This window comes from Thermodesulfobacteriota bacterium, assembly GCA_030583865.1.
Taxonomy (GTDB): domain Bacteria; phylum Desulfobacterota; class GWC2-55-46; order GWC2-55-46; family GWC2-55-46; genus UBA5799.
On the sequence record CP129479.1, the window covers coordinates 2,029,205 to 2,055,280 of the forward strand.

26 protein-coding genes and 1 tRNA gene are annotated in these 26,076 nt (G+C 56.2%); 2 read left to right on the forward strand and 25 right to left on the reverse strand.

Annotation, left to right across the window (positions count from 1 at the left end; genetic code table 11):
* Positions 1 to 4 precede the first annotated feature (4 nt).
* The 23 genes from QY316_09675 to QY316_09785 all read right to left on the reverse strand — a co-directional run bounded on the left by QY316_09675 (position 5) and on the right by QY316_09785 (position 22,577).
* Entirely contained in the window at positions 5 to 1,204 is a 1,200-nt protein-coding gene (locus QY316_09675) for an HlyD family efflux transporter periplasmic adaptor subunit (GenBank protein WKZ32172.1), read from the reverse strand.
* Positions 1,205 to 1,207: 3 nt separating this feature from the next.
* On the reverse strand, positions 1,208 to 3,571 hold the full coding sequence (locus QY316_09680) for an ABC transporter permease (protein WKZ32173.1): 2,364 nt from the start codon (positions 3,569 to 3,571) through the stop codon (positions 1,208 to 1,210).
* 1 nt (position 3,572) lies between these two features.
* The gene (locus tag QY316_09685) at positions 3,573 to 4,283 is read right to left on the reverse strand and encodes an ABC transporter ATP-binding protein (protein ID WKZ32174.1); all 711 of its coding nucleotides are present in this window, start codon (positions 4,281 to 4,283) and stop codon (positions 3,573 to 3,575) included.
* A 161-nt stretch (positions 4,284 to 4,444) separates the two neighbouring features.
* Positions 4,445 to 5,473: a glycosyltransferase gene (locus tag QY316_09690; protein WKZ32175.1), complete on the reverse strand. Its 1,029-nt coding sequence runs from the start codon at positions 5,471 to 5,473 to the stop codon at positions 4,445 to 4,447.
* Positions 5,474 to 5,508: 35 nt separating this feature from the next.
* The gene (locus tag QY316_09695) at positions 5,509 to 6,363 is read right to left on the reverse strand and encodes a glycosyltransferase family 2 protein (GenBank protein WKZ32176.1); all 855 of its coding nucleotides are present in this window, start codon (positions 6,361 to 6,363) and stop codon (positions 5,509 to 5,511) included.
* Between the two features lie 30 nt (positions 6,364 to 6,393).
* Entirely contained in the window at positions 6,394 to 7,593 is a 1,200-nt protein-coding gene (locus QY316_09700) for a glycosyltransferase (GenBank protein ID WKZ32177.1), read from the reverse strand.
* Between the two features lie 52 nt (positions 7,594 to 7,645).
* Positions 7,646 to 8,467 (reverse strand): class I SAM-dependent methyltransferase, encoded by an 822-nt coding sequence (locus QY316_09705; protein WKZ32178.1) that lies wholly within the window; start codon positions 8,465 to 8,467, stop codon positions 7,646 to 7,648.
* A 46-nt stretch (positions 8,468 to 8,513) separates the two neighbouring features.
* Positions 8,514 to 9,536, reverse strand: a complete 1,023-nt coding sequence (locus tag QY316_09710; protein ID WKZ32179.1) for a class I SAM-dependent methyltransferase — start codon at positions 9,534 to 9,536, stop codon at positions 8,514 to 8,516.
* A gap of 19 nt (positions 9,537 to 9,555) precedes the next feature.
* Positions 9,556 to 9,759 carry a hypothetical protein gene (locus tag QY316_09715; protein ID WKZ32180.1) on the reverse strand — a complete coding sequence of 68 codons (204 nt, stop codon included), beginning with the start codon at positions 9,757 to 9,759 and terminating at the stop codon, positions 9,556 to 9,558.
* Positions 9,760 to 9,776: 17 nt separating this feature from the next.
* Positions 9,777 to 11,189: a glycosyltransferase family 4 protein gene (locus tag QY316_09720; GenBank protein WKZ32181.1), complete on the reverse strand. Its 1,413-nt coding sequence runs from the start codon at positions 11,187 to 11,189 to the stop codon at positions 9,777 to 9,779.
* On the reverse strand, positions 11,173 to 12,267 hold the full coding sequence (locus tag QY316_09725; protein WKZ32182.1) for a glycosyltransferase: 1,095 nt from the start codon (positions 12,265 to 12,267) through the stop codon (positions 11,173 to 11,175). The genes QY316_09720 and QY316_09725 overlap by 17 nt, the downstream gene beginning before the upstream one ends.
* Before the next feature lie 2 nt (positions 12,268 to 12,269).
* The gene (locus tag QY316_09730; GenBank protein ID WKZ32183.1) at positions 12,270 to 13,223 is read right to left on the reverse strand and encodes a glycosyltransferase family 2 protein; all 954 of its coding nucleotides are present in this window, start codon (positions 13,221 to 13,223) and stop codon (positions 12,270 to 12,272) included.
* A complete protein-coding gene (locus QY316_09735) occupies positions 13,220 to 14,233 on the reverse strand; it encodes a class I SAM-dependent methyltransferase (GenBank protein ID WKZ32184.1) in 1,014 nt (337 codons plus the stop codon). The genes QY316_09730 and QY316_09735 overlap by 4 nt, the downstream gene beginning before the upstream one ends.
* Entirely contained in the window at positions 14,208 to 14,435 is a 228-nt protein-coding gene (locus tag QY316_09740; protein WKZ32185.1) for a hypothetical protein, read from the reverse strand. The genes QY316_09735 and QY316_09740 overlap by 26 nt, the downstream gene beginning before the upstream one ends.
* Positions 14,436 to 15,752, reverse strand: coding sequence for a glycosyltransferase (locus QY316_09745; protein WKZ32186.1), 1,317 nt, complete (start codon positions 15,750 to 15,752; stop codon positions 14,436 to 14,438).
* A 364-nt stretch (positions 15,753 to 16,116) separates the two neighbouring features.
* Positions 16,117 to 16,842, reverse strand: a complete 726-nt coding sequence (locus QY316_09750) for a methyltransferase domain-containing protein (GenBank protein WKZ32187.1) — start codon at positions 16,840 to 16,842, stop codon at positions 16,117 to 16,119.
* Positions 16,843 to 16,870: 28 nt separating this feature from the next.
* Positions 16,871 to 17,422, reverse strand: coding sequence for an adenylyl-sulfate kinase (gene cysC / locus QY316_09755; protein ID WKZ32188.1), 552 nt, complete (start codon positions 17,420 to 17,422; stop codon positions 16,871 to 16,873).
* A gap of 2 nt (positions 17,423 to 17,424) precedes the next feature.
* Positions 17,425 to 18,165: a sulfotransferase gene (locus QY316_09760; protein WKZ32189.1), complete on the reverse strand. Its 741-nt coding sequence runs from the start codon at positions 18,163 to 18,165 to the stop codon at positions 17,425 to 17,427.
* An 11-nt stretch (positions 18,166 to 18,176) separates the two neighbouring features.
* Positions 18,177 to 19,466 (reverse strand): ABC transporter ATP-binding protein, encoded by a 1,290-nt coding sequence (locus QY316_09765; GenBank protein ID WKZ32190.1) that lies wholly within the window; start codon positions 19,464 to 19,466, stop codon positions 18,177 to 18,179.
* Positions 19,467 to 19,470: 4 nt separating this feature from the next.
* Positions 19,471 to 20,289: an ABC transporter permease gene (locus QY316_09770; protein ID WKZ32191.1), complete on the reverse strand. Its 819-nt coding sequence runs from the start codon at positions 20,287 to 20,289 to the stop codon at positions 19,471 to 19,473.
* A gap of 725 nt (positions 20,290 to 21,014) precedes the next feature.
* Positions 21,015 to 21,089, reverse strand: a tRNA-Cys gene (locus QY316_09775).
* A 190-nt stretch (positions 21,090 to 21,279) separates the two neighbouring features.
* On the reverse strand, positions 21,280 to 22,044 hold the full coding sequence (locus QY316_09780; protein WKZ32192.1) for a thermonuclease family protein: 765 nt from the start codon (positions 22,042 to 22,044) through the stop codon (positions 21,280 to 21,282).
* On the reverse strand, positions 22,041 to 22,577 hold the full coding sequence (locus tag QY316_09785) for a hypothetical protein (GenBank protein WKZ32193.1): 537 nt from the start codon (positions 22,575 to 22,577) through the stop codon (positions 22,041 to 22,043). Before QY316_09785 ends, QY316_09780 begins: the two co-directional genes overlap by 4 nt.
* 477 nt (positions 22,578 to 23,054) lie before the next feature.
* On the opposite strand from QY316_09785, the gene QY316_09790 reads away from it, so the two are divergent.
* Positions 23,055 to 23,255 carry a hypothetical protein gene (locus QY316_09790; GenBank protein ID WKZ32194.1) on the forward strand — a complete coding sequence of 67 codons (201 nt, stop codon included), beginning with the start codon at positions 23,055 to 23,057 and terminating at the stop codon, positions 23,253 to 23,255.
* On the forward strand, positions 23,252 to 23,698 hold the full coding sequence (locus tag QY316_09795; protein ID WKZ32195.1) for a cupin domain-containing protein: 447 nt from the start codon (positions 23,252 to 23,254) through the stop codon (positions 23,696 to 23,698). Before QY316_09790 ends, QY316_09795 begins: the two co-directional genes overlap by 4 nt.
* 521 nt (positions 23,699 to 24,219) lie before the next feature.
* On the opposite strand, the gene QY316_09800 is transcribed toward QY316_09795, so the two are convergent.
* Complete coding sequence (locus QY316_09800; GenBank protein ID WKZ32196.1) at positions 24,220 to 25,092, reverse strand: methylenetetrahydrofolate reductase; 873 nt, start codon at positions 25,090 to 25,092, stop codon at positions 24,220 to 24,222.
* A 138-nt stretch (positions 25,093 to 25,230) separates the two neighbouring features.
* A complete protein-coding gene (gene purQ, locus QY316_09805) occupies positions 25,231 to 25,923 on the reverse strand; it encodes a phosphoribosylformylglycinamidine synthase subunit PurQ (protein ID WKZ32197.1) in 693 nt (230 codons plus the stop codon).
* Between the last annotated feature and the right edge of the window lie 153 nt (positions 25,924 to 26,076).

Below are 26,076 nucleotides of genomic sequence, written 5' to 3' on the forward strand. Positions count from 1 at the left end.
AGCCTCACCTCTTCATCCTGGTTATCCTCGAGCCGTCCTCGAGCGCTTCGTCCGGATGCACAACTACCTCCTCGCCTTCCGACAGGCCTGATAACACCTCTGCCGTGAAGCCGTTCCTGTGTCCTATGGAGATCATCCTCTCCCTGGCCCTCCCGTTATCCGCAATGAATACAGCGTCCCGGTCCCCGGACCTGAAAAGGGCGCTCACGGGGACCTTGAGGACGCTCTCGTCCTCCCAGACAATGAAGCTCGTCTCGACCCTGTAGCCGTCCCCGAGCCTGTGCCAGGTCCCGGCAGGGGAGAGAATATCCACGGTCACGAAGACCCTCTGCTCCTCGACGCCGAGGCTCGATACCTTCGTGAATGCCGAGGGCTCGACAATCCTGACGCTCCCGTCGAGCGGGACGCCCCCTCCCCACCGCTCTATGACGACCGGGGTGCCGGGGCGAAGGAGCACCGCGTCCGACGAGAGCACCTCCGCGCGTATCTCGAGGGCTCCTGTGTTGCCGATGTCAACAAGCGGCTCCCCTGCCCTCACGGCCCCTTCGCTCTCGCGGTGGAGCCTCAAGACCCGCCCGACTATCGGGCTCCTGACATGGACTGTCCTCAAACCGCCGTTTTCAGCCCCTTCTCCAGCCGGAATGAGCGCGGCCCGCGCCCTCTGGAGCTCCGAGCGCGCGGCGTTCACGTTGGCCTCGGCCGAGTTAAGGACCGCCTCGGCCTGCCTGGCCGCGGCCTCGACCCGGTCCATCTCGCTCCTCGGGACGTGCCCGCCGCTAAAGAGCTCCCTGGTCCTCGAAAGCGTTTCCCTGGCGTATTCGGCTTCCGCGCGCCTCGCTTCAGCCACCTCCCTCGCCGCGCGTAACGACGCCTCGGCTGCCGAGACCGCCGCCTCGGAAGCAGCCCTTGTCCTCGGGTCGAGCGGCTCGGCCCTCAAGGGCTCGATTTCCGCGAGCGCCTCGCCTTCGGCCACGAGCGCGCCTGCCCTCAGGCCTATGCGCCTCATATGGCCGGATACGGGGGCCGATACGACGAACCTGTCGGTCACGATCGCCCTGCCCTCCTCGCTCACGGTAACCGACATGGGGCCGCGCTCTACTCGCGCAGTCTCGACCCTTGCGGGCCCGGGCATGAGCCCGTATACGACGGCCAGGACGACGAGGGCCGTTCCCGCCGCTATCAATATCTTCTTTCTTCTATCCATGTTTTATTCCCTTGCCTTCAGGACTTCCACCAGGTCCAGCCTGTCGAGCCTCCTCCTGACTATGAGGCCGGAGACCGCGGCAGAGCCGAGGACCACGGCCGCCGACATGGCGTAAGTCGACGTGTCTATCACAAGAGGGAGGCGGAAGAGGTCGGAGCCCAGCTCGTTGACCATGTACGCCGCTATCCCTCTCCCGAAAAGGAACCCGAGCGGCACCGAGGCGAGCGTAAGGACCGCAAGCTCGCCGAGGAGTATATATGATATCTCCCCCCTGGTATACCCTAAAACACGGAGGCTCGCAAGCTCCCTGCTCCTTTCCGAGAGCGCAATGCGGGCGGTATTGTAGATCACGCCGAAAGCTATCGTCGCCGCCAGCAGAGTCGCGATGAACGTGAAAAACAGGAATACCTCCGCCTGGGTCTCGTAGAAGTTCCTTATGTCGTCGGTCCTCACCGCCGTGCCCGCTACCCTGGGCATGCCCGAAAGCTCGCCGTATATCGCCGGGAGGCGCGCCCTGTCTATCACGAGGTTTGCCCCGGTCACCGCCCTCCCCTCGCCCGCGAGCCTGTTAAGCTCGTCAATGTCCATGTAGGCCGAAACGCCGATGTATTGCTTGACGAGCATCGCTACAGGCGCCTCCACGACCGGCTTCGCGCCCTCGAGGACTTCGATCGTCACGAGGTCGCCGGGCCCGGCCCCGAGGATGCTCCCCAGATGGTCCGTAAGCACGAGCCCCTTGGGCGGCACCTCTATCGGATTGAGGTCTGTATCAAGGAGGTCCTGGAGGCGGTTTTCAGGCGCCACCCCCTGCACCGCGGTCCTGTAGCTCCTGTGCCTGAACCTGAGCGTTGCCGGGACTGACCTCGCCGGCTCGGCCCTGTAGACCCCCTCGACCCCTTCAAGGCCGTAAAGCGCCGTCCATGAGACCGGGCCAGTGAAGGTCACCCTCATGTCCTCCCTCTGGGCGAGCCTGAACTGCACGTCTACAAGGAAATCGATTGCGTCGTTGAAGAATATGCCAGCGATGAGAATCGCGCCGGCGAGCGAAATGCCGATAATCGACAAGAGGGACTTTATCGGCCTCCTCTCTATGTTCCTGATTATCATCCTCGACGGCTGCGAGAGCACGCGGCCGTACCCGAGGGTATCGAGGAGCGTCTGCCTGTACCGTGCCGGGGGCTCGGGCCGCAAGGCCTCGGCGGGCGGGAGCGCGGCCGCCCTGTAGACCGCGAATATCGTCCCGGCAAGGGCCGCGGCGCCGGTTATGGCGGAAGCAATGATGACGACCCCGGGCCTCAGGTCGTAAAGGAGGTGCGGGAACCTGTAGAAATCCATGTAGAGCTCCGAAAGCCTTGTGCCTAGCCACACGCCGGCCGCGAGCCCTCCCGCCGTGCCGGCAATGACGATAAGGAACATGAGCTGCACGTAATGCAGGCCTATTGCGAAGTTGCCGTACCCGAAGGCCTTGAGCGCGGCTATCTGCTCGCGCTGCGTGCTCACCGTGCGGCTTATGACGACGTTAAGGAGGAACGCGGCCACCCCAATGAATATGGCCGGGAATATGGTCGCGCTCCTTTCGAGCTGGTTGAACTCCTCGGTAAGGTACCTGTGCGAGACCTGGTCTTCGCGCGTGGTAGCGCCGAGCGCGCCGTAGCGGGCGAGAAGCTCATCCAATCCTGCTATCACCCGGGAGGGGTCCGCCCCTGAAGAGAGCGAGGCTACGACGTCGTTGAAGGCGCCCTCCATGTCATAGGCCGCCTCTACCGCGTCCCTTGACATCCAGACTATCGCGTACCGCTTGAAATCCGGGCTCAAGGCCCCGGGCCTTACCTGCAGGATGAACTCCGGCGAGAGCGCGATCCCCGAAATGCTCAGCTCCTTCATCCGACCTTCGATGACGGCTTTTACGGTGTCCCCGATGCCCAGTCCGTGCGCCTCGGCAAAGGCCTCGCTCAAGACCGCCTCGTCGTCCCTATCCGGGTCCGGGAGCCTACCCTGCCTGAGGTACAGCCTGTTGAGGTGCGCGGGCCGCTCCGGCGGAAGCGAGACGAGCATGCCAGATACCGGCTCACCGAAGCCGCTTACCTCAAGCCTTATGTCGGCAACGACCCTGGTCTCTGCCAGCTCGACCCCGGGAATCTCCTCTATCCTCTCCTTGAGGCCCTCGGGCGCGCGCTTGAGCCTCGAGAAGACCTCGGCAAAGCCGTATTCCCTGTAGAACGAGTCCCTCATCAGCTTCAGGGAATCCATCGTGCTCGCGAGGAGGATGAAGGTGGCCACCCCGCTCGCGATGACCAGGGAGATGGCAAGGGCCTGCCCCCTCATGAGCCAGAGGTCCCTTATGAGCTTCCTGTCAAGCGCCTTCATGTCACCAGTGGAGCTCCCTAGGGGGTTTCTTCACGGGATTGGAGAGGACCTCGGAGATATGGCCGTTGCTCAGGTGGATGACGCGGTCGGCCATGCCCGCGATATCGGAGTTGTGGGTTATGACCGCGGTCGTGGTGCCGAGCTCCTTGTTTATCCTGTCGAGGGCCTCAAGAACGACTATGCCGGTCTCGGAATCGAGCGCGCCGGTGGGCTCGTCGCAGAGGAGCACGTCGGGGTTCTTCGAGATGGCCCTGGCTATGGCGACACGCTGCTGCTCGCCGCCCGAGAGCTGGGCCGGAAAGTGGTCGAGCCTTTCGCCGAGCCCCACAATCGATAGCGCGTCCTCGGGCCGCATGGGCTTCGCAGCTATCTCCGTGACCACGGCGACGTTCTCCCTCGCGGTGAGGCTCGGTATGAGGTTATAGAACTGGAAGACGAAGCCTACGTGGAAGCGGCGGTATTCGGTAAGCTCCGCCTCGTTTGCCCTCGTAAGCTCCCTTTCCCTGTACATGACCCTGCCGCTCGTCGCGACGTCAAGCCCGCCCATGATGTTCAAGAGGGTCGATTTGCCGCTCCCGGACGGGCCGAGGAACACTACAAGCTCGCCTGACCAGAGCTCGAGGTCAACGCCCCGGAGAGCGTGCACCTCCACCTCTCCCATCCGGTAGACCTTTGTAAGGCCCTGTATGCTGAAGACCAGGTCCCTTTGCATCGCTCCTCCGAAGAACCGTTTTTCACAGGCGATTATAAGCGGATACCGAGTACAATGGAAGGCTATCCTGAAATGGAGCCGGACCAGGGAAGGGGGCTAAAGAAATTTGAGATCATGCGCTTAAATGCCTCATGGCATCAATCATCGACATGGGCATGCCGCTAAGGCAACAACCCCTTGAGCGAACCGTAGAACGCCCTCATGGGCGCGGTCAGCTTCCTGCCGAATGCCTGGAATATCGAATGGCGTTTTTTCTTAAACCCGGCGAATGTCTCAAGTGCCCTCAGGACCCTGAAGTCGTCCTGGGGGTCTGAGACAAGGATCTGATGCAAAAACCCCATTGCGTACCTCTCCTGGCATCTCATCGTAAATTCCGGCACGCCCATGGTCCTCTCAAGATCCCTGGCCGAAAGGCGGAGCTGGGTGTAAGGATATGTTCTCAAGGCGCTCCCCAGTACGGCATCGGAACGGCCCTGCCAATAAAAGCGGCGCAAGAACCACCTCTTGTTGAGCCTCGACGCGGATATCTTATGGTGCACCACGGCCCCCGGCACGAGGACCGTGCGCTTCCCTTCACGTTTAATCCTCGCGCAAAGGAGTATCTCCTCGTTGGACAAGAGGAGCTTCCCCTTCCTCCCGAGGTCTTCGGGAAATCCGCCGAACTCCTCGAAGACGCGCCTCCTGAAGGCCATGTTGGCGCCCCAGGGGTTGTCGTTCTCGTCCTTGAACTCGTTGCCGTTTTTGCGGGCCTCCATGAATTCGCTTACGGCGAGGAAGCCGAGGAACCCGTCGGTCAGCCATTCAGGACGCTGCCCCGGCCAGACCGGCCTTAAGGGCCCTCCGGCGGCATATACCTCCGGGTCCCTGAATGCGGTGTCATATTCCCTGAGCCAGCTCGGGTCGGCCTCTATGTCGTCGTCCGTAAAGACGATGACCTCGCCTTCCGCGTGCATTACGCCCGTGTTCCTGGCGTTCGAGAGCCCCTGCCTGCCCTCGAAGACATACTTTATCCTGACCGGGGAGGATGAAGCGAAGCCCTCGACGACCTCTTTTGTCGAGTCGTTCGAGTTGTTGTCCACCACGACTAATTCGTATTCGCCCTTGGGGAAGTCCTGGCTGATTATGGAGCGCATGGAATCCTTCAGCAGGGCCGAACGGTTGTATGTGCAGATTATTACCGATACCCTCATCTTTGCTCCTTGGGGCGGGCAAGCCGGGGGGGCTTTCATCTTACATACCTCTTCGTGAAATGATTACCCTTGAATATGAATACCGGCCTTATGAACGGAAAAAGGAACTCGGCTGGCCGCCTCATCTCGAACCGCGAGAGGCCGCGTATATACCCAAGCATAACGCCGAAGTTGAAAAAATCACGCACCATATCGGTTGCGGAGTAATCCTGCCCTACGTTCCTCCAGCCGAGTCCTTCGTTTTCGCACCTTTTGGCAAGCTCGGAAAAACCATATTGATGCGAATGGAATACAACGGACTTCTCTTGCAATACAATTCTCTGCCCTTTCTCCGTAAGCTTTTTCTGGAAGACCTTGTCCTCGCTCATCTCTACCAGGCCGAGCCTGTTCTCCTCCCAGACGCTCCTACGGACCGCGCAGCAGACGAATGAAAGCCCGAGGCCTCCGTTCCGACTAATCCAGTCCGCGCATTCCCTCGTATAAAAGAAAAGCCGGGCCTTATGCCAGTAAAATGCGTCAGCGCCCCGGGGAATCTCTTCGACCCCCTGGACGGCGGCGACCGAGGGGTCGTCAAAAGGCGAGAACAGGTCCTTCAACCAGTTCCGCCCAACAGGCACCGCGTCCTGCGAGAGTGTAATGAGTATCTCGCCCTTCGCAAGGGAGAAGCCGTAGTCGCGCGTAAGCCCGAAGTTGAACTCTTCCGGCCTTATCGAATGCACCCTCACGGGACGCTCTTTCATTATTCCGAGCGTCCCGTCGGTCGAGCCGGAATCGACCGCTATCACCTCGAACTCGAAGGGCGCCTCCTGCGAAAGGACGGCATCGAGGGATTCCCTGAATACCGCGCCACCGTTCCTGGTCAAGTATATTATAGAGGCTTTAACGCCCACGGCTGCTGCCCTATCATACAAGGCCGGGGTTCATGCCTGTCTTGCGGCCTTTTTATCTATTTCCTGGAATATCTCGCCCAAAAACCCGGCGACTATCTCAGGCGAGTATTTGTTTTTTATGTAGTTGAAGCTGTTCCCTGAAACGCTCCTGTAAAGCGCTTCATCCTCGCTGAGCCTCAATATGCATTCGGAAAAGGCCTCGGGCGTGTCGCCCACCATTATATCCCGACCGATGCGGGCATCCATGCCCTGCACCCCTATGGAGGTCGTAACTACCGGAAGGCCGATGGACATTGCCTCGCCTATCTTGCCCTTTAGTCCAGCGCCGAACCGGAGCGGCGCTATTGAGATATGGCTCGTCCGGAGATATGGCATGGTATCCGGCACGCGCCCGGTCACCTCTATGGAACCCGACCGCAGGGCGGTGATCGAGGGCGGGGGGCTGTCGCCGACAATCCTGAGCCTCACTCCAGGCATTCGTTTCCTCACGAGCGGCAGCACCTCGTTGCAGAAATAGAGCACCGCGTCCTCGTTCGGCCTGTGCCTGAACCCGCCGACGAACACGAGGACGCCCTTTTCCCTTTCGGAGGTGTCGGACGGAGCGGCGCTCATCTCATGCACGTTGGGGACAATGGCTACGTTCAGCCCAGGCTCCTCAGCGAGAAGTACGTCCATGTCGAGCCCGGTAACGGTCCAGACCATGTCCGATTTCTTGTATACGTCGAGCTCCCTTTTCCTGGTCTCAAGGGCGCTCCTGCGCATTTCGCCGTCGTTATAGACCTCGGCCATCTTCATCTCGCGGTAGAAAAAGACGTCGACCGAGTCGGTGATTATGAACGTATCCGGGCTCCGGGCCCTGATCTCATCGATGTATTTCTCCGCCGTTGAGTAGACCTCGAGCAGGGCGAACCGGAAATTCTCCTTGAGTATGCTCTTGAGAGTGAAACGCGCCACATGGACAGTAACGCCCAGTTCTCGAAGCGCGTCTACATACTTGTCGCTTCTCCCTTTCCTGTACCCTTGGTGGCGCTCCCGGGAGAGATAGGTGATGTTGTAGCGCCTGGAAAGAAGCCTTATTATCGAAAGAAACCTGAGCTCGCCCGACCCGCGGTCGAATTCCGGGACGAACCTGGAGATTATGAGGAGGTTCATCTTCCCGTTATCTTCAGGGGGATGCGCGGGTGTGGACCCGGAAAGGAGTGTCTCGCATGCGGCCCGGAAAGGCGCCATCAATTTTTTAAAGCCCTTCACCTTCATCGCTTATGCATTCCGTTTTTTCGCCTTAAAAATCAAGCATGGAAGCAAGGTCGAAGTTCGGATTTCTGGCTCCGATAATGACGCCTTGCCGCGGGACGCCCAGTTGAGCCAACTCCCTTTCGAAATAAATGGTTGTGAACCCGACGCCCCTCATCGCATCAAGGAGGTCCCGGCCGTAATCGCGGTACACGAGCGTCCGGCCCCCGTGGTAGACCGGCGGCAGCAGGTGGTGGTCCTCGTCACCCCTCGTCTCCACGCGAGTTACGGTCTTCTCCATCGAATGGTCGTAGGGTATCTGAAGGAGAAAGACCCCATCTGTGTCAAGCACCCTGCAGACCTCCTTCAAAGCGGCCTCGTACAGCCGCACGTGCTCAAGGACATCCGAAGCTATAACGACATCAAAGGAGCGGTCAGGGTAGTGCAGGGACTGGAGGTCGGCGTATTTCCTGCGGTCGAAGGTCCTTTTTTTTAGCACCCCGGGGTCGTACTGCGCGTTTATGTAGTCGAATGTCCTGGCAAGATAACTGCAGTATCTTGCGACCCCGCTCGCCTCGAATATCCTGACGCTCCTCTCTTTTCCAAGCATGGCCAGCGGCTCTTCCTTGAATCCAAGCACCAGCCCGAGCGTATAGACCAGGAACCTGTTCCTGCTCGTCGAATTGCATAAGGGGCAGCGAAAGCTTTCCCTGGGGCTTGAGGGCTCGACATCCTCGAAGGCGACCTCGCAGCCGCATATATTGCAAATGCCCCTGGGCGATCCCGGGCGCTCCGCCCTGAACCCGTAGGTCATCCTCCTTGAAAGGTGCTCAAGCTCGCCGTAGATCTTTCTGAGTAATTGCGCTCTCATAGTGCGCCGCAGCCCTCCAAAACAGGCTCGCCCTTCTACCTGGGAATTATCCATTCCCGAATATGCCCAGGAACTCGGTCGGGCGGAGCGCTTTTGAATCTACGCTCCTGTCGTCCTCTTGAATGAGGTAATCAAGTACGCCCCTGGCCTCGGCCGTGTCCTCGGAGAGGTTCCTCCCCAGAACGGGATGGGTTGCGATGAACCTGATGAACGCGTTATGGGGGTAGACGAACTTCGTTTTCATGTGGTCGAGAAGGATGCCGTACAGCTCCTCCTGCCTGATCCCCTCCATGCCTTCCCCCTTGCTGATGGATATCTTCTTTATCAGGCGGCCTCTCTCGTCCCTCCTGAACCTCTCCGGTATTTCACGGACGAGCCTGTTAAGGAACCTGAGGTTCTCGTCCCAGAGGATAACGCGATTCTTTCCGATTATGTCAGCTATGTAAAACTCGCCGTTCTCCGATAGGGCCTTCCTTATCTGATCGAAGAGGTGCTCGAGGTTCATTATATGATGGAGGGAGGCCTGCGAAAAGATGAAATCAAATCCGCCCTCGGGAAGGGATATGTAGTTCAGGTCCGCGCACTCGAACTTGATGTTCAGTTTCTCGCGGGCCGCCGTCTCGCGCGCCGTCTTCAATATGTTCTCGTTCAGGTCGAGCGCGGTTATATGGTAGCCTGTCCTGAGCCTCCTCGCCAGGCCCAGCTCGTGCCCCCCGTGGCCGCAGCCCAGGCTCAATATCCTGGGCCGCTCCATCGCGTTCGCGTTTTTTTCCATTAGTGGCCATATGTTGGAGCAGCCCAGGCGCTCCTCGACCCTTCTGTTCACGTGCTTCCAGTAATAGTGCCACGCGCCCATGTCATGTATCCCGCCAAGCTTCAAATCCTTCGTTATCTCGACGCTGCTGTACTCGGCTATCTCCTCCTGCACGAGTTTCTTGTACTCCTGGTTGTCGCACCTGTCGTTTTTGACGTTCCCGACCTGCCAGGGGTGCTTTATGGATGGGGCCGCGTCAGGCGTGCCCCGCCCGGCGAACCTACCGGAGAGAATAGAGAAGAGCTTGTTCAGCACGGCTGCTCCACAAGTAATGTCAGGACTTTTTCATCATCCCGAGTATGCGCCGTACAGGCGCGGTTATTTTCCAGCTCCATGAGTTCAGTATAGACTGGAGCTGGCGGTCTTTTTCCGCAAGCTCGCTTGAGAGCTTCCGGTTACGCTCCACGAGATTACGGAGCCTATCTCCCACTTCTCCGGGAGTGAACTCCCATTCGGCCTTATTTCCCGTGTTCTTCATATGCCATATTCTTCAAGTCAGGGCTTCCTTGCGCTTTCAAAAACGCGGCGGAGCGGCCCTGTGACCTTCCAGCTCCAGGAATCGAGCAGCGCCTGTATCTGGCGGTCCTTCTCGGCTAGCAGGCGGTCCTTCTCCGCAAGCTCGCGCTCCATTTTGGCGAGCTTGCTTATCTGCATGAAAATCCCGTACAGCTCGTCAGGCCCTATTATGGAGGAGACATCATAGAGCAGCTTCTCATGAGTGGATGGCCGGGGAGCTTCTTTTTCGTATCGTCCGTGAACTTCCCTGAATACGCTCTCGATGCCCGAAATGTAATTCTCTTTTGTGAACACATTCAGGACGCGCTCCCTTCCGGCTGCCCCCATCCTTTCGGCAAGCGCGGGGTCGCCGAGTATCCTCATTATGGCCTCTGCCATTCTGTCCGGGGCGCGCACAGGCACGAGGAGCCCTGTCACGCCGTCGACAACTATTTCCGGAGACGCGCCGGTATTTGTCGCGACAACGGGTTTTCCAGCTGCCATCGCCTCGATGGTCGTCCTCCCGAAGGGCTCGCCGAGCGAGGCGACGACTATTATATCCAGCTCGCTGAAGACCTCGGGCATGTCGTTACGGAAGTCGACGAATTTGACGGAGTCGCCGAGGCTGTGCCTTTCAATAAGCTCAAGGAGGACGGGCTTGTATTCGCGGTCGGGCTGCCCGATTATAAGGAGCTTCGCCTTGCTCTCATCCTTTTTGAGGTGCGCGAACGCGTTCAGGAGGTCTTCGTGGTTTTTGTGCCTGTGTATGGTGCCGATTATCCCGACAAGGGGGCAGTCCTGGCCGATGCCGAGCTCGTTCCGGAGTTTCCCGGCCGGCTTCGCGCTTACGAACGCGCCGGTATCGACCGCGTTGTACACGACCGAGACCTTGCCCTCCGGGGCGGACGGGAACTGCGCTGCCACGCTCTTCGAGTTGGTTATGAGCCGGTCGGAGAGACATTCGACAATGCCGAATGTCGCGTCGATGCTGAAAGGGCTCCTTAGAGGGTGGTCCTTCAACACCTCCCTTATGTGCCAGACATGCGGCTTTCCGGCGAGCCTGGCCGCTATGGCCCCGGAAATCCTGGTCATGGTGTTCGTATAGACAATGTCTATCGACTCGTCGCGTATGAGATTTACGAGGGGCCCGACGAGCTTAAGCTCGCTAACGAGCCCTGCCGCGGCCTCCAAAGGGGCAGCCGGGCGTATCCACGAGGTCGGGGCTTCAAGGACAATCTTTTTAAGGCCCAGGCCGTCGAGCTTATCGACAAGCGCGCCCTTCCCTCCCGGGAGCACGACAACGGGCTCGAAGACGCCCCTGTCCATGTGCCGGAGCAGAAAAAACATGCTCTGCTCCGCGCCGTAGAACGCGGAGGAATGGGAGATGAAGAGGATTTTAATTTTTTTGTTCATGGCAATTTACGCGGCCTAAAAGAGTCCCGAACGCCATGCGTGAAATCTCCGCCGACCTCTCCCAGCTGTAGGCTGATGCCTTTACACAGGCGGCCTCAGACGCCTTCGCAAAATCAACCGTTCTTATCTTCCGCATGGCTTCTAAAAGGTTTTCGTTAGCCGCGTCCGGCGAATACTTTACCCCGCAGCTATCGTCCACCACCTCCGAGATTATGCCCATATCCGGTGCGACCACCGGCCTGCTGAAGGTCAACGCCAGGAAGAGATTGCCGGACGTGAATACCTGTCTGTACGGGAGCAGAACGGCATCCGAGGCGTTAAAAAAATACTGGACTTCGTTTTTTTCTATGAACCTGAGGAAAGGGAATATCCGGGTGTTCGACCTTGCCTCGTCCGAGACGAAGTCGCCCAGGTGCTTGTCTTTCGGGTTCCCGGCGACGATTAGGACCGAGCCCTTGTCGTCCATCTTTTTGAAGGCCTGAATCGCGCTCTCAATCCCCTTATAGGGCCTTACCGGACCGAAGAGGATGTAGACGAATGCATCCGGCGGGATGCCGAGCCGTTTTCTCGCCTCATCCCTGCCGCATTTATTTTCGAAGATTGCGCTGAAATTGCCGTGGGGTATCATATAGACATCTTTCTTTCTCAGAAAAAACCGGGACACCATTCCTTTCGCCTCAAGAAAATGCACGAATACGACATCCGAAAACCACGATATGGCAAGCCGCCCAGCGTATTCGAGCGCCATATTGTTCCGCTCATGGGGGAAGAGGTTGTGAACTGTCCACGCTATCTTATATCCCATTGATTTTGCGCGGCGGAGGTTCAGGATGAAAAGAAGAAGCTTTTTCAAAAAAACAAGGGCGTTCCGGTCAGAATACAAATACGCTGGCCAGTGGAAATGCAATATCCGCACCCTGCCGCTGTTCTCCTTGAGCCAGGCCGGGCCGAAGGATTTACCCTTCGTGTCCACTATCTTATACCCATGCTTCGCAAGCGCGTCATAGTAAAGCCTGAAATAATAGGTGTCCTCGTCGGGCATGGGGAAGGAGGCGATTTCTATTGCTCTCTCAGCCATATCTACCTGACCCAGAACCGGCGGAAGTCGAGGTTGTTTCTTTTCCCTAATCTTCCCAGCATGAAATCGAGCTCGCCCGCGAACATCGCAAAAAGCCTTTCAATCCGCTGTTCGGGGTTCTCCAATTCAAGCCACCTTAAATTCCTTCTCAGGCATTTAAGATAGGCTTTCAGGCGGGCAAGGCCGCTAAGGTGGCGGTTTACCAGGAGGAGATTATTCCTGACGTAATAGTATATCCAGGAAGGCGCGCGGGCCGCCCGTTTGGCGCGAGGCTTGCCGAAGGAAAAGGAGGTAGAGCATTTATGGTAGACTCTTGCGCCGGGCACATAGAATATCCCGTATCCCGCCTTTCTTGCCCTGAGGCACCAGTCGGTCTCTTCAAAGAGCAGAAAATAATCGGGGGACATGAGCCCGACCTCGTTTATGACACCTGCCTTTATAAGAAATGCGCAGCCCGTTATGTAATCCGTCTCGACGGCCTCGTCGAACTTACCGTCGTCGGGCCTGCCGCCGCCCCTGTGAGAGGAGCCCTTGTCGAAATCGACGATACCGCCAGCGAACCATATCCTTCCGGGCTCAGAATAAAAAAGGATCTTCGGCCCGACTATGCCTGTCCTTGTATCTGTTTCCGCAAAATCGACCAGATGGCCCAATGCGTCCGGCTCTATCGTCGTGTCGTTATTCAGTAGAAAAACATATTCCGCGCCGTTCTTAAGCGCGTATCTTATCCCGACGTTATTTCCTTCCGCAAAGCCGAGGTTCTCCCCGGTCTCTATCAGGCGCAACCCGGGGAATTTCTCTTTTAGTGCCTCTACGGAACCGTCACTTGACCCGTTATCAACGACTATGGTCTCGAAGTTGGGATAGCTGAGCTTGCCGACGGACTCAAGGCATTCCAGCGTGTCCTTCTTCCCGTTCCAGTTAAGGATGATAAGGTGGACCTTCGGGCGGTTCATCCCCGTGTTTTTTTCCTCATCCAGAAGCTGCCGCCGCCCCAGAACGGCTCCGAATTGGGGAAAGCGGCCTTCATCTCCGGAAGGAACTTGAGCGCCATATAGCTGTTGCAGAAGAGCACTTCGTATTGGTTGTTAAATGCCAGAAAGCCCTGGAGCAAATACTGCTCCGTCCAGGAGCGGTACAGCTTGAACATCCAGCTCTTCGGGTATTCCTTCGGGAAGAATATGTCATGCACATGGATAATGACCCCCGGCGCGAGCCTCGGGATTATCTCCAGGTATATCCTGTGCACGTCGTTGCCGCACCTCAACACATGAGACGTATCGATGAATAAGATGTCCCCATCCTTCAACTCGCTGAAGATGGACAGGTCGACCTCTTCTATCTTCTGCACGCTGAGCCTTGAGAGCCCTGGAAAACCCTTTTTAAGGACTTCGGAAGGATAAGGCTCTATCGAGGTCAGTTCGGTATTCCCGTTCATCAGTGCGGCCTTTGCGGACATGAGCGTCGAGAAGCCCGAACCGCACTCGATTATCCGTTTGGGCTTGAAATGGCGCACCATGCAGTAGAGGACGAGCGCGTCCGTGCCGTCGAACATCCTGTTATTGAAGTGGAACTCGTGCGGAACGCCGGTCGGCCCCTTCGGGAACCCGTCATACTCTTCCCTGAACCGGGGGAATATGTTTAGAAGGAAATCCTTCTGGGCCTCGACTCTCATGTCCACGCCAGGCATCTCTGATTCGCGTTCCCATAATTCGTCCTTTAGAGTCCGGGTGTCGGGTATGGGCTGGTAATAGTGGTTCGGGGTGACATGGAAGCCGTTCTTTTCCCAGAAAGGGAACCACTTCATGTAATTCGTTCCCTTGACATACTTCGGCAGAAGCTTCGCTATCAAGGAGGCGACCTCCACCTCGTTCTCTTCGTGGCCGGCGTACTTGAGGACCTCGCCCATCAGGTCCTTTTTTTCAGTTTCCGCCTTTTCCCTATTTAGTATCTTTGAAAAAACCATACAAGCTCCTCAGAGGCCCCGTTATTTTCCAGCTTATGCTGTTATAAATAGCCTGAATCTCGTTTTCCAACCGGAATACCTGCGCTTCGAGAATTTTTATGCGCTCGTTCTTCCGTGCATGATTTTTTTTGTATTCGGTCAGTTTCTCAATAATGGCGCTGCTGTCCTTCTGAAGGATCCTGCTACTCTCGCCATCGCTCATTTAGCTGCCCTCCCCGATGCAGGTTTTCTCAAGCTCGTCGACGTATCGGCTGATATTCTGAAGCTCTCTCTCGTATGCGCGTATCTTCCCGGATTTTACATTCAGTTCCTCTTTCTTTTGCTGCAAATCGCTCTCAAATTCGGCGGCAAAGCCCCTCACCCTTTCTTCGAGCATTTGCCTGAGGCTTCCGGAAAGTCCGGATATGGGCTCCCGCCCTTTCAGCAGTCCCTTGAAAAGGCCTTCGAGCCTTTCCATCTCAGCCCCGTGGCTGTAAAGCCTTTCTATATTTGCCCTGCCCTCTTTTCCCATCCGCCTTCTCAGGTCAGGGTCGCGGATAAGCTCCTTTAGCCTCCGGGCAAGCAGGGCAGTGTCCTTCTCGGGCGCAAGGAATCCGGTCTTCCCGTCTATGACGACCTCCGGGATGCCGGTGTGCAGGCTCGATACCACCGGCAGGCCAGTTGCCGAGGCCTCCATTATCGAGACTGGCACGCCCTCCCTGTCGCCGTTTTCAGCGGTAACGGAGGGAAGGAGGAATATGTCAGCTCCTTCCATCTCTTTCAAGACGGCAGACTGCGGCATGGGGCCGAGGAGCACGACCTTCTCTTGGAGGTTGAAGGCGTTTATCATCCCGACGATTTCGTCCTTCAGCTCCCCGTCGCCGATTATCCTTAGTTCCGCATTGCCTATCTCAGAGGCGACATCTTTGAATGCCTCAATCGCGTGGCGGATTCCTTTTTTCTCGACAAAGCGTCCGACAAAGAGAATCCTTACCTTGTCTCCGGGATTCCTCTCGACTAAATTAAAATCCTCAAGCCTGACCCCGCACCTTACGACCTCTATCTTTTCCCTCAGGTCCTCGCCGAGCAGTTTTAAAAGATAGTCCTTGTTGAAATGCGAAATCGTAATCGCCTTTGATGCCGCTTCGAACTTCTCGCGGAGCGCGCCTGCATCCGGGTTTACGAATATGTCATAGGCATGGGCCGTGAAAACATACGGGATGCCGAACGACCTCGCAATTTTCAGGGCTACTTCCGTCTGTCTCGCCGCAAAGTGGGCGTGGATGATATCGGTGAAAAAAAGGGCGGAGACGAGCCTCTCGTTAAGCTCGAAACCGATGGTTGACTGGTTTCTCGTAAGGTAATGGGTCTTCCGGAGAAGGCCGTATCGCTCAACGCTCTCGTGGACGACCTCTTCCTTCGGCCTGTTCGCTGATATTATCTCGACGTCGTGACCCATGTCAATGAGGTCGGTTATCTGGTTCAGCACGAACGTCTCTGATAGCTTGGGGAAAATGCCGACTATGTATGTTATCTTCACTCTATTACCCTGCAAAAAGAAGGTTAGGGAAGGTCTGATTAATTCGGAAATTCATTCTGAGCGAAGCGAAGAATCTCGTATTTAGGAAACAACAAGTTACGAGATTCTTCGGTCGCTTTCGCTCCCTCAGAATGACAGAAAAAGGAATTAATCAGACTTTCCTTAGTCATTGAGCGGCTCAGTTTGCTTTAGAGCTTTCTCCCGAACGGCGAATTAAAAATTACTGGTCGGCTGAAAGCCCGGCTGAATAATCCCCCTTTTCTAAAGGGGGACAGAGGGGGATTAATAATGGTGCGCATAGCGCAACAAGATAATCTCCCCTCCCCCTCTCTAGAAAAGATGGGAGCAGAACTTTTCTTAGCCCTCAAACCGCCTTCGTCTTTATGACCACCTGATACCCGAAAAGGTTCGGGTATTTTCTCATGAACCCGTTCACCATGCCTTTCGGGAGGTACTTCTGCATGAACTTGGGCGGGATGAACTCGCCGCCTATTTCCAGCGACTCAAGCCCGGAGTCCTTCAAGAGCTTCATGAAAGTGTGCATAGTGAAATCATGCAGGTGCTCGGCATGATGGTAAAGCCTGCTCTCCTCAGGGAAGTGCCCCTTAAGGAGCGTCAATCTGTATTTCCACCAGGCGATATTCGGGAAGGAGACTATCATCCTGCCGTCCTTTGAAAGGAGGCCCTTCAACTTCTTTAGCGCCCTGTCCGGGTGCATGAGATGTTCGAGTATCTCGACGCATACGATATAATCGAACCTCTCGTTCCCGACCCTTTGCTCAAGGCTGTCGTTATCAAGGTCCACCTGGGCCGTCTTGTCGTAAAAGGGGCGCGCGAGCTCGACGGTGTTTTCGGAAATGTCGCACCCGACAGCGTAGAGGTCCTTGAACTTCTCCTTGAGGAGCATCCCCAAGGTGCCCTCGCCGCAGCCCATGTCGAGCACCTTTATTTTTCTGCCGTCGGCGGGCATGAGGGAGACAACGGCCTTTAGCCTCTCCGGGATATAATATCCCTTCTTGGTGTGTATCTTCCCTATCTGTTTCCGGTGCTCCCAGTAGCCTTCGTAGAAATCTTTGAAATCTCTGCTCATAACCTATTCGCCCCTTCGGGAATACAGTTCAGATAAGCCCTTTTTCGGAGATATGCTTCAATATCATATCCACGCCTTGTTGCACCGAGACCTGGTCGGTCCTTATATGGATTTCAGGATTGTGCGGCGGCTCGTAAGGGTCGTCAACCCCGGTGAAGAGCTTAAGCTCGCCGGCCCTCGCCTTTGCATAAAGGCCCTTCACATCCCTCTTTTCGCAGACCTCGACCGGGCAGTCGACGAACACCTCAATAAACTCTCCCCCGGTGTGTTCTATCAAGTTCCTGACCTCGTCCCTGACTTCCCTGTATGGTGAAATGGCGGATACGAGATTCGGAACCCTGTGCTTGGAAAGGAGGTGGGCGACCCAGCCTATCCTCCTTATGTTGGTGTCCCTGTCTTCCTTGGTGAAGCCCAGCCCCTTGGAAAGGTGCGTCCTTACGACATCGCCGTCAAGCACCTCGACGTTTGTCACGCCCCTTTCCTGAAGGCTATGGTGCAGGAGGTTCGAAAGCGTCGTTTTTCCCGCGCCGGATAGCCCGGTGAACCAGATTGTGAAGCCTTTTTGCATGTATGAGCCCATCCTTACTTCAACTCCGAATAGGAAAACTCTTTCAAATAAGGCCTGCAAACGTCATTAATTATCCCAATGTTACTTTTCCCGAAAAATTCCGCGAGAGGCTTGCCCCTTCCAGAGCCCCTTGACTGATATTGGATATCGAGAAGCCCTGAAATGTCATTCTTCTGCTCGATTCCAAGTTTTTCAGCGGTCCTTTTTATGAAACCGTATTTATCGCAAACAAAATCTTCGTATTTCGCCAGCAGCATCCTGTCCCTGTTCTTCAAATATACTTCTGTAGCAATGACCCATCTCCTTGCGAGCCTTTCAATGTACTTTTCACTTCCTTTCAGATTTAGAAGGGAGCCGTAAAAAACATCCCTCCAGGCCTTGTGAAATCCATCGGCAAGCTCGACATCTTCAAGGTCTCCAGGCACTTTCAGCCTGTCCAGCATACTCCTGATATTGTCAGCCGGATGCCGGACCACAAAAATATGCCGCGAATCAGGGAAAACCTTCAGGACATCATCGTAAAAAAATGTCAGGCATGGCTCTTTGAGCAAAGAAACCGCATACCTGTGCGGATTAGCATTTACAAAAGACTCGAAAGACAATCTGCCGGAATGAATGCTCTGCTCGGCTTCCCAAAATTCGGGAATATCCATTTGCTTCGACAAGCCTCCGAAATCCGCTATGAGACTGGCTATTGCAGTAGTCCCCGACTTTTGATTGCCAAACACTATGTATTTCAGAAGAGCGCGGTCCATAATCGTTCGCCTTATATATTTGTCATATCGATCCGGCTTAGTGAAATCGAACTATTGCAATCAATCAGTCCGTGAGATCCTGTCGTACCTATCACCTTGAAAAATATCACGTCAAGCCTTCTGTCGTGGAATACCCTTTCGCTCTTGTCGAATTCCGCAACCGAGGAAGTTATCGCGTACTGGCCGGGGTTGAGGTTCATTTTCTGGTCGAAGCGTATCTCCCTGACATCTCCCTTCTTTACAGCCCCTATCGGGGTCTTCGCAGATTCGGTGCTCGCGCCTGAAAGCTCCAGGCCGTTCAGCGTCTTTATCATGAAGCCCAGGACAGGCTCTTCCATGTCCTTTTTAAAGAGCACCCTGGCTCTGACTGTATACGGCTCTCCGGCCTCGACGAATGTCGTCGGCTCGCCATTCCCGTTCAGAAGCTCGATTTCCTTCAATTCCGCGCCGCCCGCGCCGAAGCGAAATTCGCCGGTGCCCTCGACCCTCTCGTCCTCCCCGTCCTCCGTCCAGTTCGTTGCCGCAGCATCTTTCCCGCCGCTCATCTTCCTGGCGTACTCGGCCTCCCTCTCAGCCAGCGCCTTGCTGTATGCGTTCACCACCTCTTTGGGGCTTCCCATGCACACCACCCTGCCCCTGTCAAGGAACATGGCCTGCGTGCAGATGCTCGTGACGGTGCCGACGTTGTGCGAGACGAACAATATCGTCTTCCCGCTCTTCTGGAACTCCTCAAGCCTCCGGTAGCACCGCCTTTGGAACATCGCGTCGCCCACGGCAAGCGCCTCGTCCACTATGAGTATCTCCGGGTCTATGTTTATGGCGCAGGCGAAGGCGAGCCGCACGTACATGCCGCTCGAATACTTCTTAACGGGCTGGTCTATGAAGTGGCCTATGTCGGCAAAGGCCGTTATGGAGTCGAACTTCTCCTCCATCTCCTCCCTCGATATTCCCCGCATCGCGCCCTGCAGGAAGACGTTCTCCCTGCCGGTGAATTCCTTGTTAAAACCAGCGCCGAGCTCAAGAAGGGCCGATATCCTGCCGCTTACCTCAACGCTCCCCGTAGTGGGGCTGAGTATCCCGGCGATTATCTGCAAAAGCGTGCTTTTCCCGGAGCCGTTCTGCCCGACTATGCCGAAGGTCGTGCCCTTCGGCACCTCAAGGCTTACGTCCCGGAGCGCCCAGAAGTCCTTGTGGTATTTCTTGCCGAAGGGATGGAGGAGCTCCTTCATCCTGTCGGCAGGGGCGGGGTACATACGGTAGCTCTTGCTTACGTTATTTATGCGTATGGCGGTCCCGGACATAGGCCTACAGGACCTCCGCGAAGCCGGGCTTCAGGCGCCTGAAAAAGAGGCCGCCGATGCCGAAGGTTATTAACGAAACGAACGCCAAATAGGCGATGACCTGCGGGTTCGGAAGCCTGCCGGAGAGGAGCGATTCCCTGAACCCCTCTACCACCAGGAAAAGCGGGTTGAACTTGAGGAATGCCATCATGCCCGGCGGCACTATGGACGGCGGATAGAATATCGGAGTGAGGAAGAACCACGCCAGCATGAGCATGTCGATTACCTGCTTCAAATCCCTGAGATACACGCTTACGCTCGAAAGTATCCAGCCGAGCCCTATCGCGAAAAGGGAGATGAAGAAGAGATAGGGGATTATCAAAGGCGCATACAGCGGGACATGCCACTCTATGAGCACGAGCGCGGCGAACAAAAGGCCCAGCCCGATGAGGTGGTTGATAAAGCTGCTCATTATCGAGATTATGGGCAGAAGCTCCGACGGGAAGCCCACGGCCTTCTTGACGAGGTTGCTGTTCGAGTTTATGGAGCCCATTGCCGATGTGACGCCCTGCTGGAAGAACTGCCAGGGGAGTATGCCGGTGAGGAGGAAAAGGATATAGCTGTCGGTGCCGTATGACTCATCGGGCCTGGACTTGAAGATGACGCCGAAGACCAGGCCGTATACCAGGACCTGCACTAGCGGGTGGACGACCGCCCAGGTGAGGCCGAAGACGCTCCCCACGTATTTGGCCTTGAGGTCGCGGAGGGCCATAGCCCAGAGCATCTGCCTGCTTTTGAAGAGCTTCCGCACGAAATCAACGGAGATAAGTACGCTTTGCTTCATCGGCTATTTTCAGCTCTCTGCGGGGATTTTTCAGGCCTTTTCGGCCCCGGCAGCCACACAAAACCGCGCCGGATAGAACATGGGGCGCATGGTCTGTTCACAAAATGAACATAGCATGGCAAAGGAACCCCTGTCAAGGCCAATGTCGGGCGGAAAGGCTTCGGCGAGGGGGGTGAAATACCATTTTCTAAGGGGGGGGAAGAAGGGGGAATGAACCTCCCCGCAGCAAGCTGCGGGGTATCTTCAAACATCCCCTCCCTTGATGGGAGGGGATAAGAGGGGAGGGTGACTTATCCTTCACCCCTCCCAACCTCCCCCATCAAGGGGGAGGAGTTAAAAGACAGCGCAGCAAGCTGCGGGGATTTGACCCGAACATGATTAAAACCAAGGAAGGTCTGATTATCATTGCGAGCGGTAGCGAAGCAATCTGATCTTTTTGAAAATCAAGCACTTTGAGATTGCTTCGGAGCTAAAGCTCCTCGCAATGACGGCAGAAACGGGAATTAATCAGACCTTCCCTAATCTCCCCCTGCCCCTCTTTATGAAAGAGGGGGTGCAAGGGTGCAACATCCCCCTTTCCTAAAGGGGGATGAAGGGGGATTACAAATGACTTCAAGATAATCTCCCTTTCCCCTATCTAAAAAAGATGGGTGGAATAATCATGAAGCCGAAAACATGATGATCCGGGGGTTACGAGGGTATGCGGCGCGAAAAAAGGGAGAAAATGGAGGCGGCGAGCGGATTCGAACCGCTGGATGGCAGTTTTGCAGACTGCTCCCTTGCCACTTGGGTACGCCGCCTTAAGTTTTCATCTTAATCAACCGGGCTCGGTATTGTCAACACAAAAAACAGGGGGAGCTCCCTCCAGGCAACCTCTAAAAATTAGAGATTTTTCACGCAATCAAGGAAGGCCGGGAATAAAAAGCGGAGCATATATGATAATATGTGAGCATTTTTATTCCCGGCCTGACACAGAGTCCGTGAAAAAGATCAATTTTTAGAGTTTGCCTCTATCCTCGAAGGCGAGTCTATGAGTATCTCCAGGCCGCTCCTGCCTTCATGAAGTATGCCTGTTACGGTTATAGTCTTTCCCTTGAAGGAATGCAGGCTTATGCCCCTTCTCTCGAACTCGAAGAAGGCCCTCGGCATGACGACGGCCTTCACGTCATCCGGCCAGAACTCCAGGAACCAGGTGTCGCCGAACCTGACCGCGTCGCTCACCTCTCCCGTCATCCTGACCATCTCGCCAACGTGCATCCAGGCCTCGAACGGGGCTATCGAGAGCGCCTGAGATTTGGCCGCGCTCCCCCAAATTCCGCGCTTCTCGGACTTTGCCTCGGCTTCGACAGCCGCAAGCCTCTTCGCGGTCCTCACCCCGCAGGGCGGTATGGCAAGGGCCCTGCCGAGCCCCTCCCTTATGAGGGTCTCGCTCACGAGCTCGCCTTCAGGCGAGTAGACCCACGCGAGCACCCTGCCGTACTTGTCCCGTTTTTCAGCCCCGCAGACGTCCACGCGGACAAGCCTGCCGAGCACGAGAGACATGTTCCTCACCCTGGCCTCCAGCCAGTGGAACTCGTTCACCTCAGGGGTGTCCACCCCTATATACCTGACCGTCTCTCCGTTCGAGAGTATGACGGTGTCGCCGTCAATCACCTCGCGCACCCGGTAGTCGCCTGAGGGCATTGCAAAGGCATACTCGGAAAATATGACAATCGCCGCCATTGCGAGCGCCATTATGCGGATTGCCCGGATCATTTTCCCGCCTCCTTGACCTTGCCGATAAGCTCTTTAAGCTCGGCGCACAGGCCGGGGTCGCCCTTCCCTGAATCGAGCTCACCGGCTATCCGCTCAAGCCTTGAAAGTATCTCTACCAAGAGCCGTTCCTCGTTCTTTTTAGCGGCCTCGAAGCCGGCAACGAAAGAGTTTACGAAATTTATGAAGTTCCTTATGTGCAGGTCGTCCTGCGTCCTGACCGAGAGCCGCTTGGACAAGTCCCCGGCCTGTATGAGCTTCATCTCGTATTCAAGACGCCTGAAAGGTCCCACGAGACGGTAGGTGAAGAAGACGGCAAGTAGGAGCACGATGCCGACGTATCCGGCTGCCAGGAAAACGGCCAGCAGGGGGGAGCTCATGCCATACCAGGTGATAAGGGCCGAGGACACGGCCTGGAGGAATATGCCCGCAAGGAGGGCGAGCACCACGAGCAGGGCTATGGAGAACTGCAGGTCCCTGGACGAGAAATACCGCTGCTTGGTAATCCTCGATATGAGGCGGTTCTCCTTCTGCATGTTTGCCCTTTAGCAGGCTGCTCAAAAAGCCCAATCTGCGTCGTCTTCAAATTCGTCACTGCGGCGTACAAAAAAGTACGCCTCATTCCTCATTTTTCGACTCCTTGCATCTTGGACTTTTTGAGCAGCCTGCACGTGCCATGAGTTTTTAAGCAACCTGTTAGTCATGAGCGCCTTGTGTTGCGTCAGGCGTTCGAAAGCAAGCTGTCTTCTTCGAAAGGCCTGCCCGAACGGGAAGAGTGCGAGGCCCGCTTGAAAAAAAGGTGGGGGCATCCGGAGCGGCCGACCCCTGGACCGCGGTCCAGGTTTATCCGGAAAGCCGAGTTCAGCTTGATATACGCCGCTCACCTGAAATTATTGCAAAAAAGAAGGTCATTGTACACTTAAATTCTTGACTACTCCGGGAGCTGCCTAATATACTATATACGATGGCATGCACCGTGCTTCGGCACGCGCTTCAAAAACTCATCTATACCCATGAAAGACAAGATAATAAAAATCGAGAAGGGCAAGGAAGGCGTCGTCCTCCCCGCTGAGTACCTGAGGTTTTTAGAGCTCATCCCAGGGGCCGAGGTGGAGGTCCTGCTTGACCGCGAAAAAAAAGAGATCATAGTCCGCCCGCTCCGCGGCGAGGACTTTATCGAGCACTTCAAGGACACGATGGAATCGATGGCATGAAGATATACAGGCTGCCGCAGCTCGCCGAAGCCCGCGAAGACGGGACGTACACCCTCGGCATCGAGGAACTGAAGTCCAATGCGGTCTACATGGCATACGCAAGGCTCAGGCCCGGAGACGCGCCAAGGAAACTCGCCCCGCCGGACGGCAGGGAGGAAATAATATTAGTTTTGAAGGGGAGCCTCCTCGTAAAGAGCGGCAAGACCTCCGTGCCGGTCGGCCCTGGCGAGGCCTTCCATGTCAAAGGTTCCGACAACACCAGCCTTGAGAACAACGGCAGCGAGGACGCGGTCTATATCAGAGCAGGCGGCAGCGCCTTTAAGGCCGAGGAGGTGTTAAGGGAGGAGGCCATCGAGGCCCCCCCCGTAAACCAGGCCTTTGAGGCCGCACCCGAGGAAGGGGAGCCTGAATTCATAATAACCAGAGAGGGCTCAGGCGAGTAACCGCATAGGGCCGCGCCATTCCATCCTGACATTCTTTCCAGAAGCAGCCACTTCCAATTCCTGATGAGAGAAATTTCTAAAACCCGTGTGAGCGTTTCACGCGTTTTCAAGCATGGCCTCTGCCATTCCGGTACGCTGAGCGCAACGGGTCATTGCGAGGGACTTTAGTCCTGAAGCAATCCAATTTCTACTGCATTCGGATGAGATTGCCACGGAGCCAAGCTCCTCGATGACAGACTCATGCCCTTAGTACGTGAACTACCCTGCGCCAAGAGCGCAGGGCGTCTTGCAAAAAACAGTATGTCATTCTGAGCGCAGCGAAGGATCTCGTCTTTACAAACCGGCGGCTCATGTGATTCTTCGGTCGCTTGCGCTCCCTCAGAATGACAGAAAAAAAATACTCTGAGGCGCTTTCTTGGCCGATTTTAAAGACCAGAGTATACGTTTGAAATGGTTTATGGTTCAAGAAGAACCGGCCGGCTTGCGGTAAATCGGGGGCTGGAGTTTGCGCGCGCGGGGGCTCAAGCCCCTTCTATTATTTCCACCACGCTCTCTTCCTGGCCGATGGCCATAATGTGAGCGCCGTGGCAGAAGCCTTTAAGCTCCCGCACCTGCCTTGACGCTATCTCTATGCCTTTTTTCAACTGGTCGGGCGCGGCCTCGAGCTCGTCTATAAGCCCCTGCGGCACGTGGACGCCCGGGACGTTGTTATTCAGGTAATGCGCCATCTTCGCGGACTTTAAAAGCAGTATCCCGCCGAGCACCTTGACCCCGCTTTTTCCCGCGCCTTCGAAAAACCTCTTGAACTTCTCCATGTCGAAGATGGCCTGGGTCTGGAAGAACCTGGCCCCGGACGCGACCTTTTTCTCGAATTTTATCCCCTCCGGCCCCCAGGGATTGGCCTCGGGCGCGACTACAGCGCCGATATAGAAGTCAGTCTTTCCGCGCAGCTCCGTATCCTTCATGTTCCTGCCGCGGTTCAGGGTGTCTATGAGGCCCACGAGCTGGACAGAGTCCACGTCGAAGACGGCCTTTGCCTCCCTGTGGTCGCCGAAGGCGACATGGTCGCCGGTAAGTGCCAGTATGTTCCTCACCCCCAGGACCCACGCGCCCATGATGTCCGACTGGAGCGCGAGCCTGTTCCTGTCCCTGCAGGTCATCTGGAAGACGGGGTCTATGCCCTCGTTAAGTAGGAGCACAGAGCAGGCAAGCGAAGAAAGGCGCATGACCGCCCTCTGGTTGTCCGTGACGTTCGCGGCGGCGATCCTGCCCTTCAAGAGCCTGGCCTTTCTCACGAACGCCCCGGTGTCCGTGCCCCTGGGCGGGCATATCTCGGCTGTTATGACGAACCTTCCTGATTCGAGCTCGTCTTTGAAGCGCGTCTTCGGTTCCATGTTCACCTGTTCTGATTCAAAAAAACCAGGATTAAATCGTGTATTCGTCATTGCGAGCGCGTGAGCCGAAGCCGCGAGCGAAGCGTGGCGGGAAGCAATGACAGCAAATGAGAATTAATCAGAGCTTCATTAAGGAGTTTATGCCCTTACGCGGCCAAGTATCGACTCAAATACGCCCCTGCCGTCGAGCGAGCCCAGCTCGCCCTCAAGCGCCCTCTCCGGGTGCGGCATCATGCCGAGCACGTTCCCCTTCTCGTTCAAGATGCCCGCTATGTTTGAAATGGAGCCGTTGGGGTTTGCCGCGTCGCTAACGATGCCGTCCGGGGTCGAATACCTGAAGGCAACCCTGCCCTCCCCTTCGAGCCTCGCTATGGTCTCGGGGTCCGCGTAGTAGTTGCCGTCCGCGTGGGCTATGGGTATGTCCACGACCTGGCCGCCTGAGTAGCGGCTTGTGAAGCGCGATTCATTGTTCTCCACCCTTAAATGGGTGTGCTCGCAGATGAACTTAAGTCCCTTGTTCCGCATGAGCACGCCCGGAAGGAGGCCGGTTTCGGTCAGAATCTGGAAGCCGTTGCAGATGCCTATTACGAGGCCCCCTTTTTTAGCGAACGAGACGACCTCGTTCATGACCGGCGAAAAGCTCGCGATCGCGCCGGTGCGGAGGTAGTCGCCGTAGGAAAAGCCGCCCGGCAGTATGACGCAGTCGAAGCCATCGAGGCTCGTGGACTTGTGCCAGACGTATTCGGCCTCCTGGCCGAATACGTGCTTTACGGCGTGGTAGCAGTCGTGGTCGCAGTTGGACCCGGGGAAAACGATTATACCGAACTTCATAAATTCCCTTCATCTCGCATACCTGCCATACGGGGCCGGTATGCGCTTTTCTATTCAAGGCAGCCTCTAAAAAACAGGGGAAGGTCTAATTAATTCGCAAACGCTGTCATTCTGAGCGAAGCGAAGAATCTCGTATTTAGGTAATTCAGCAAG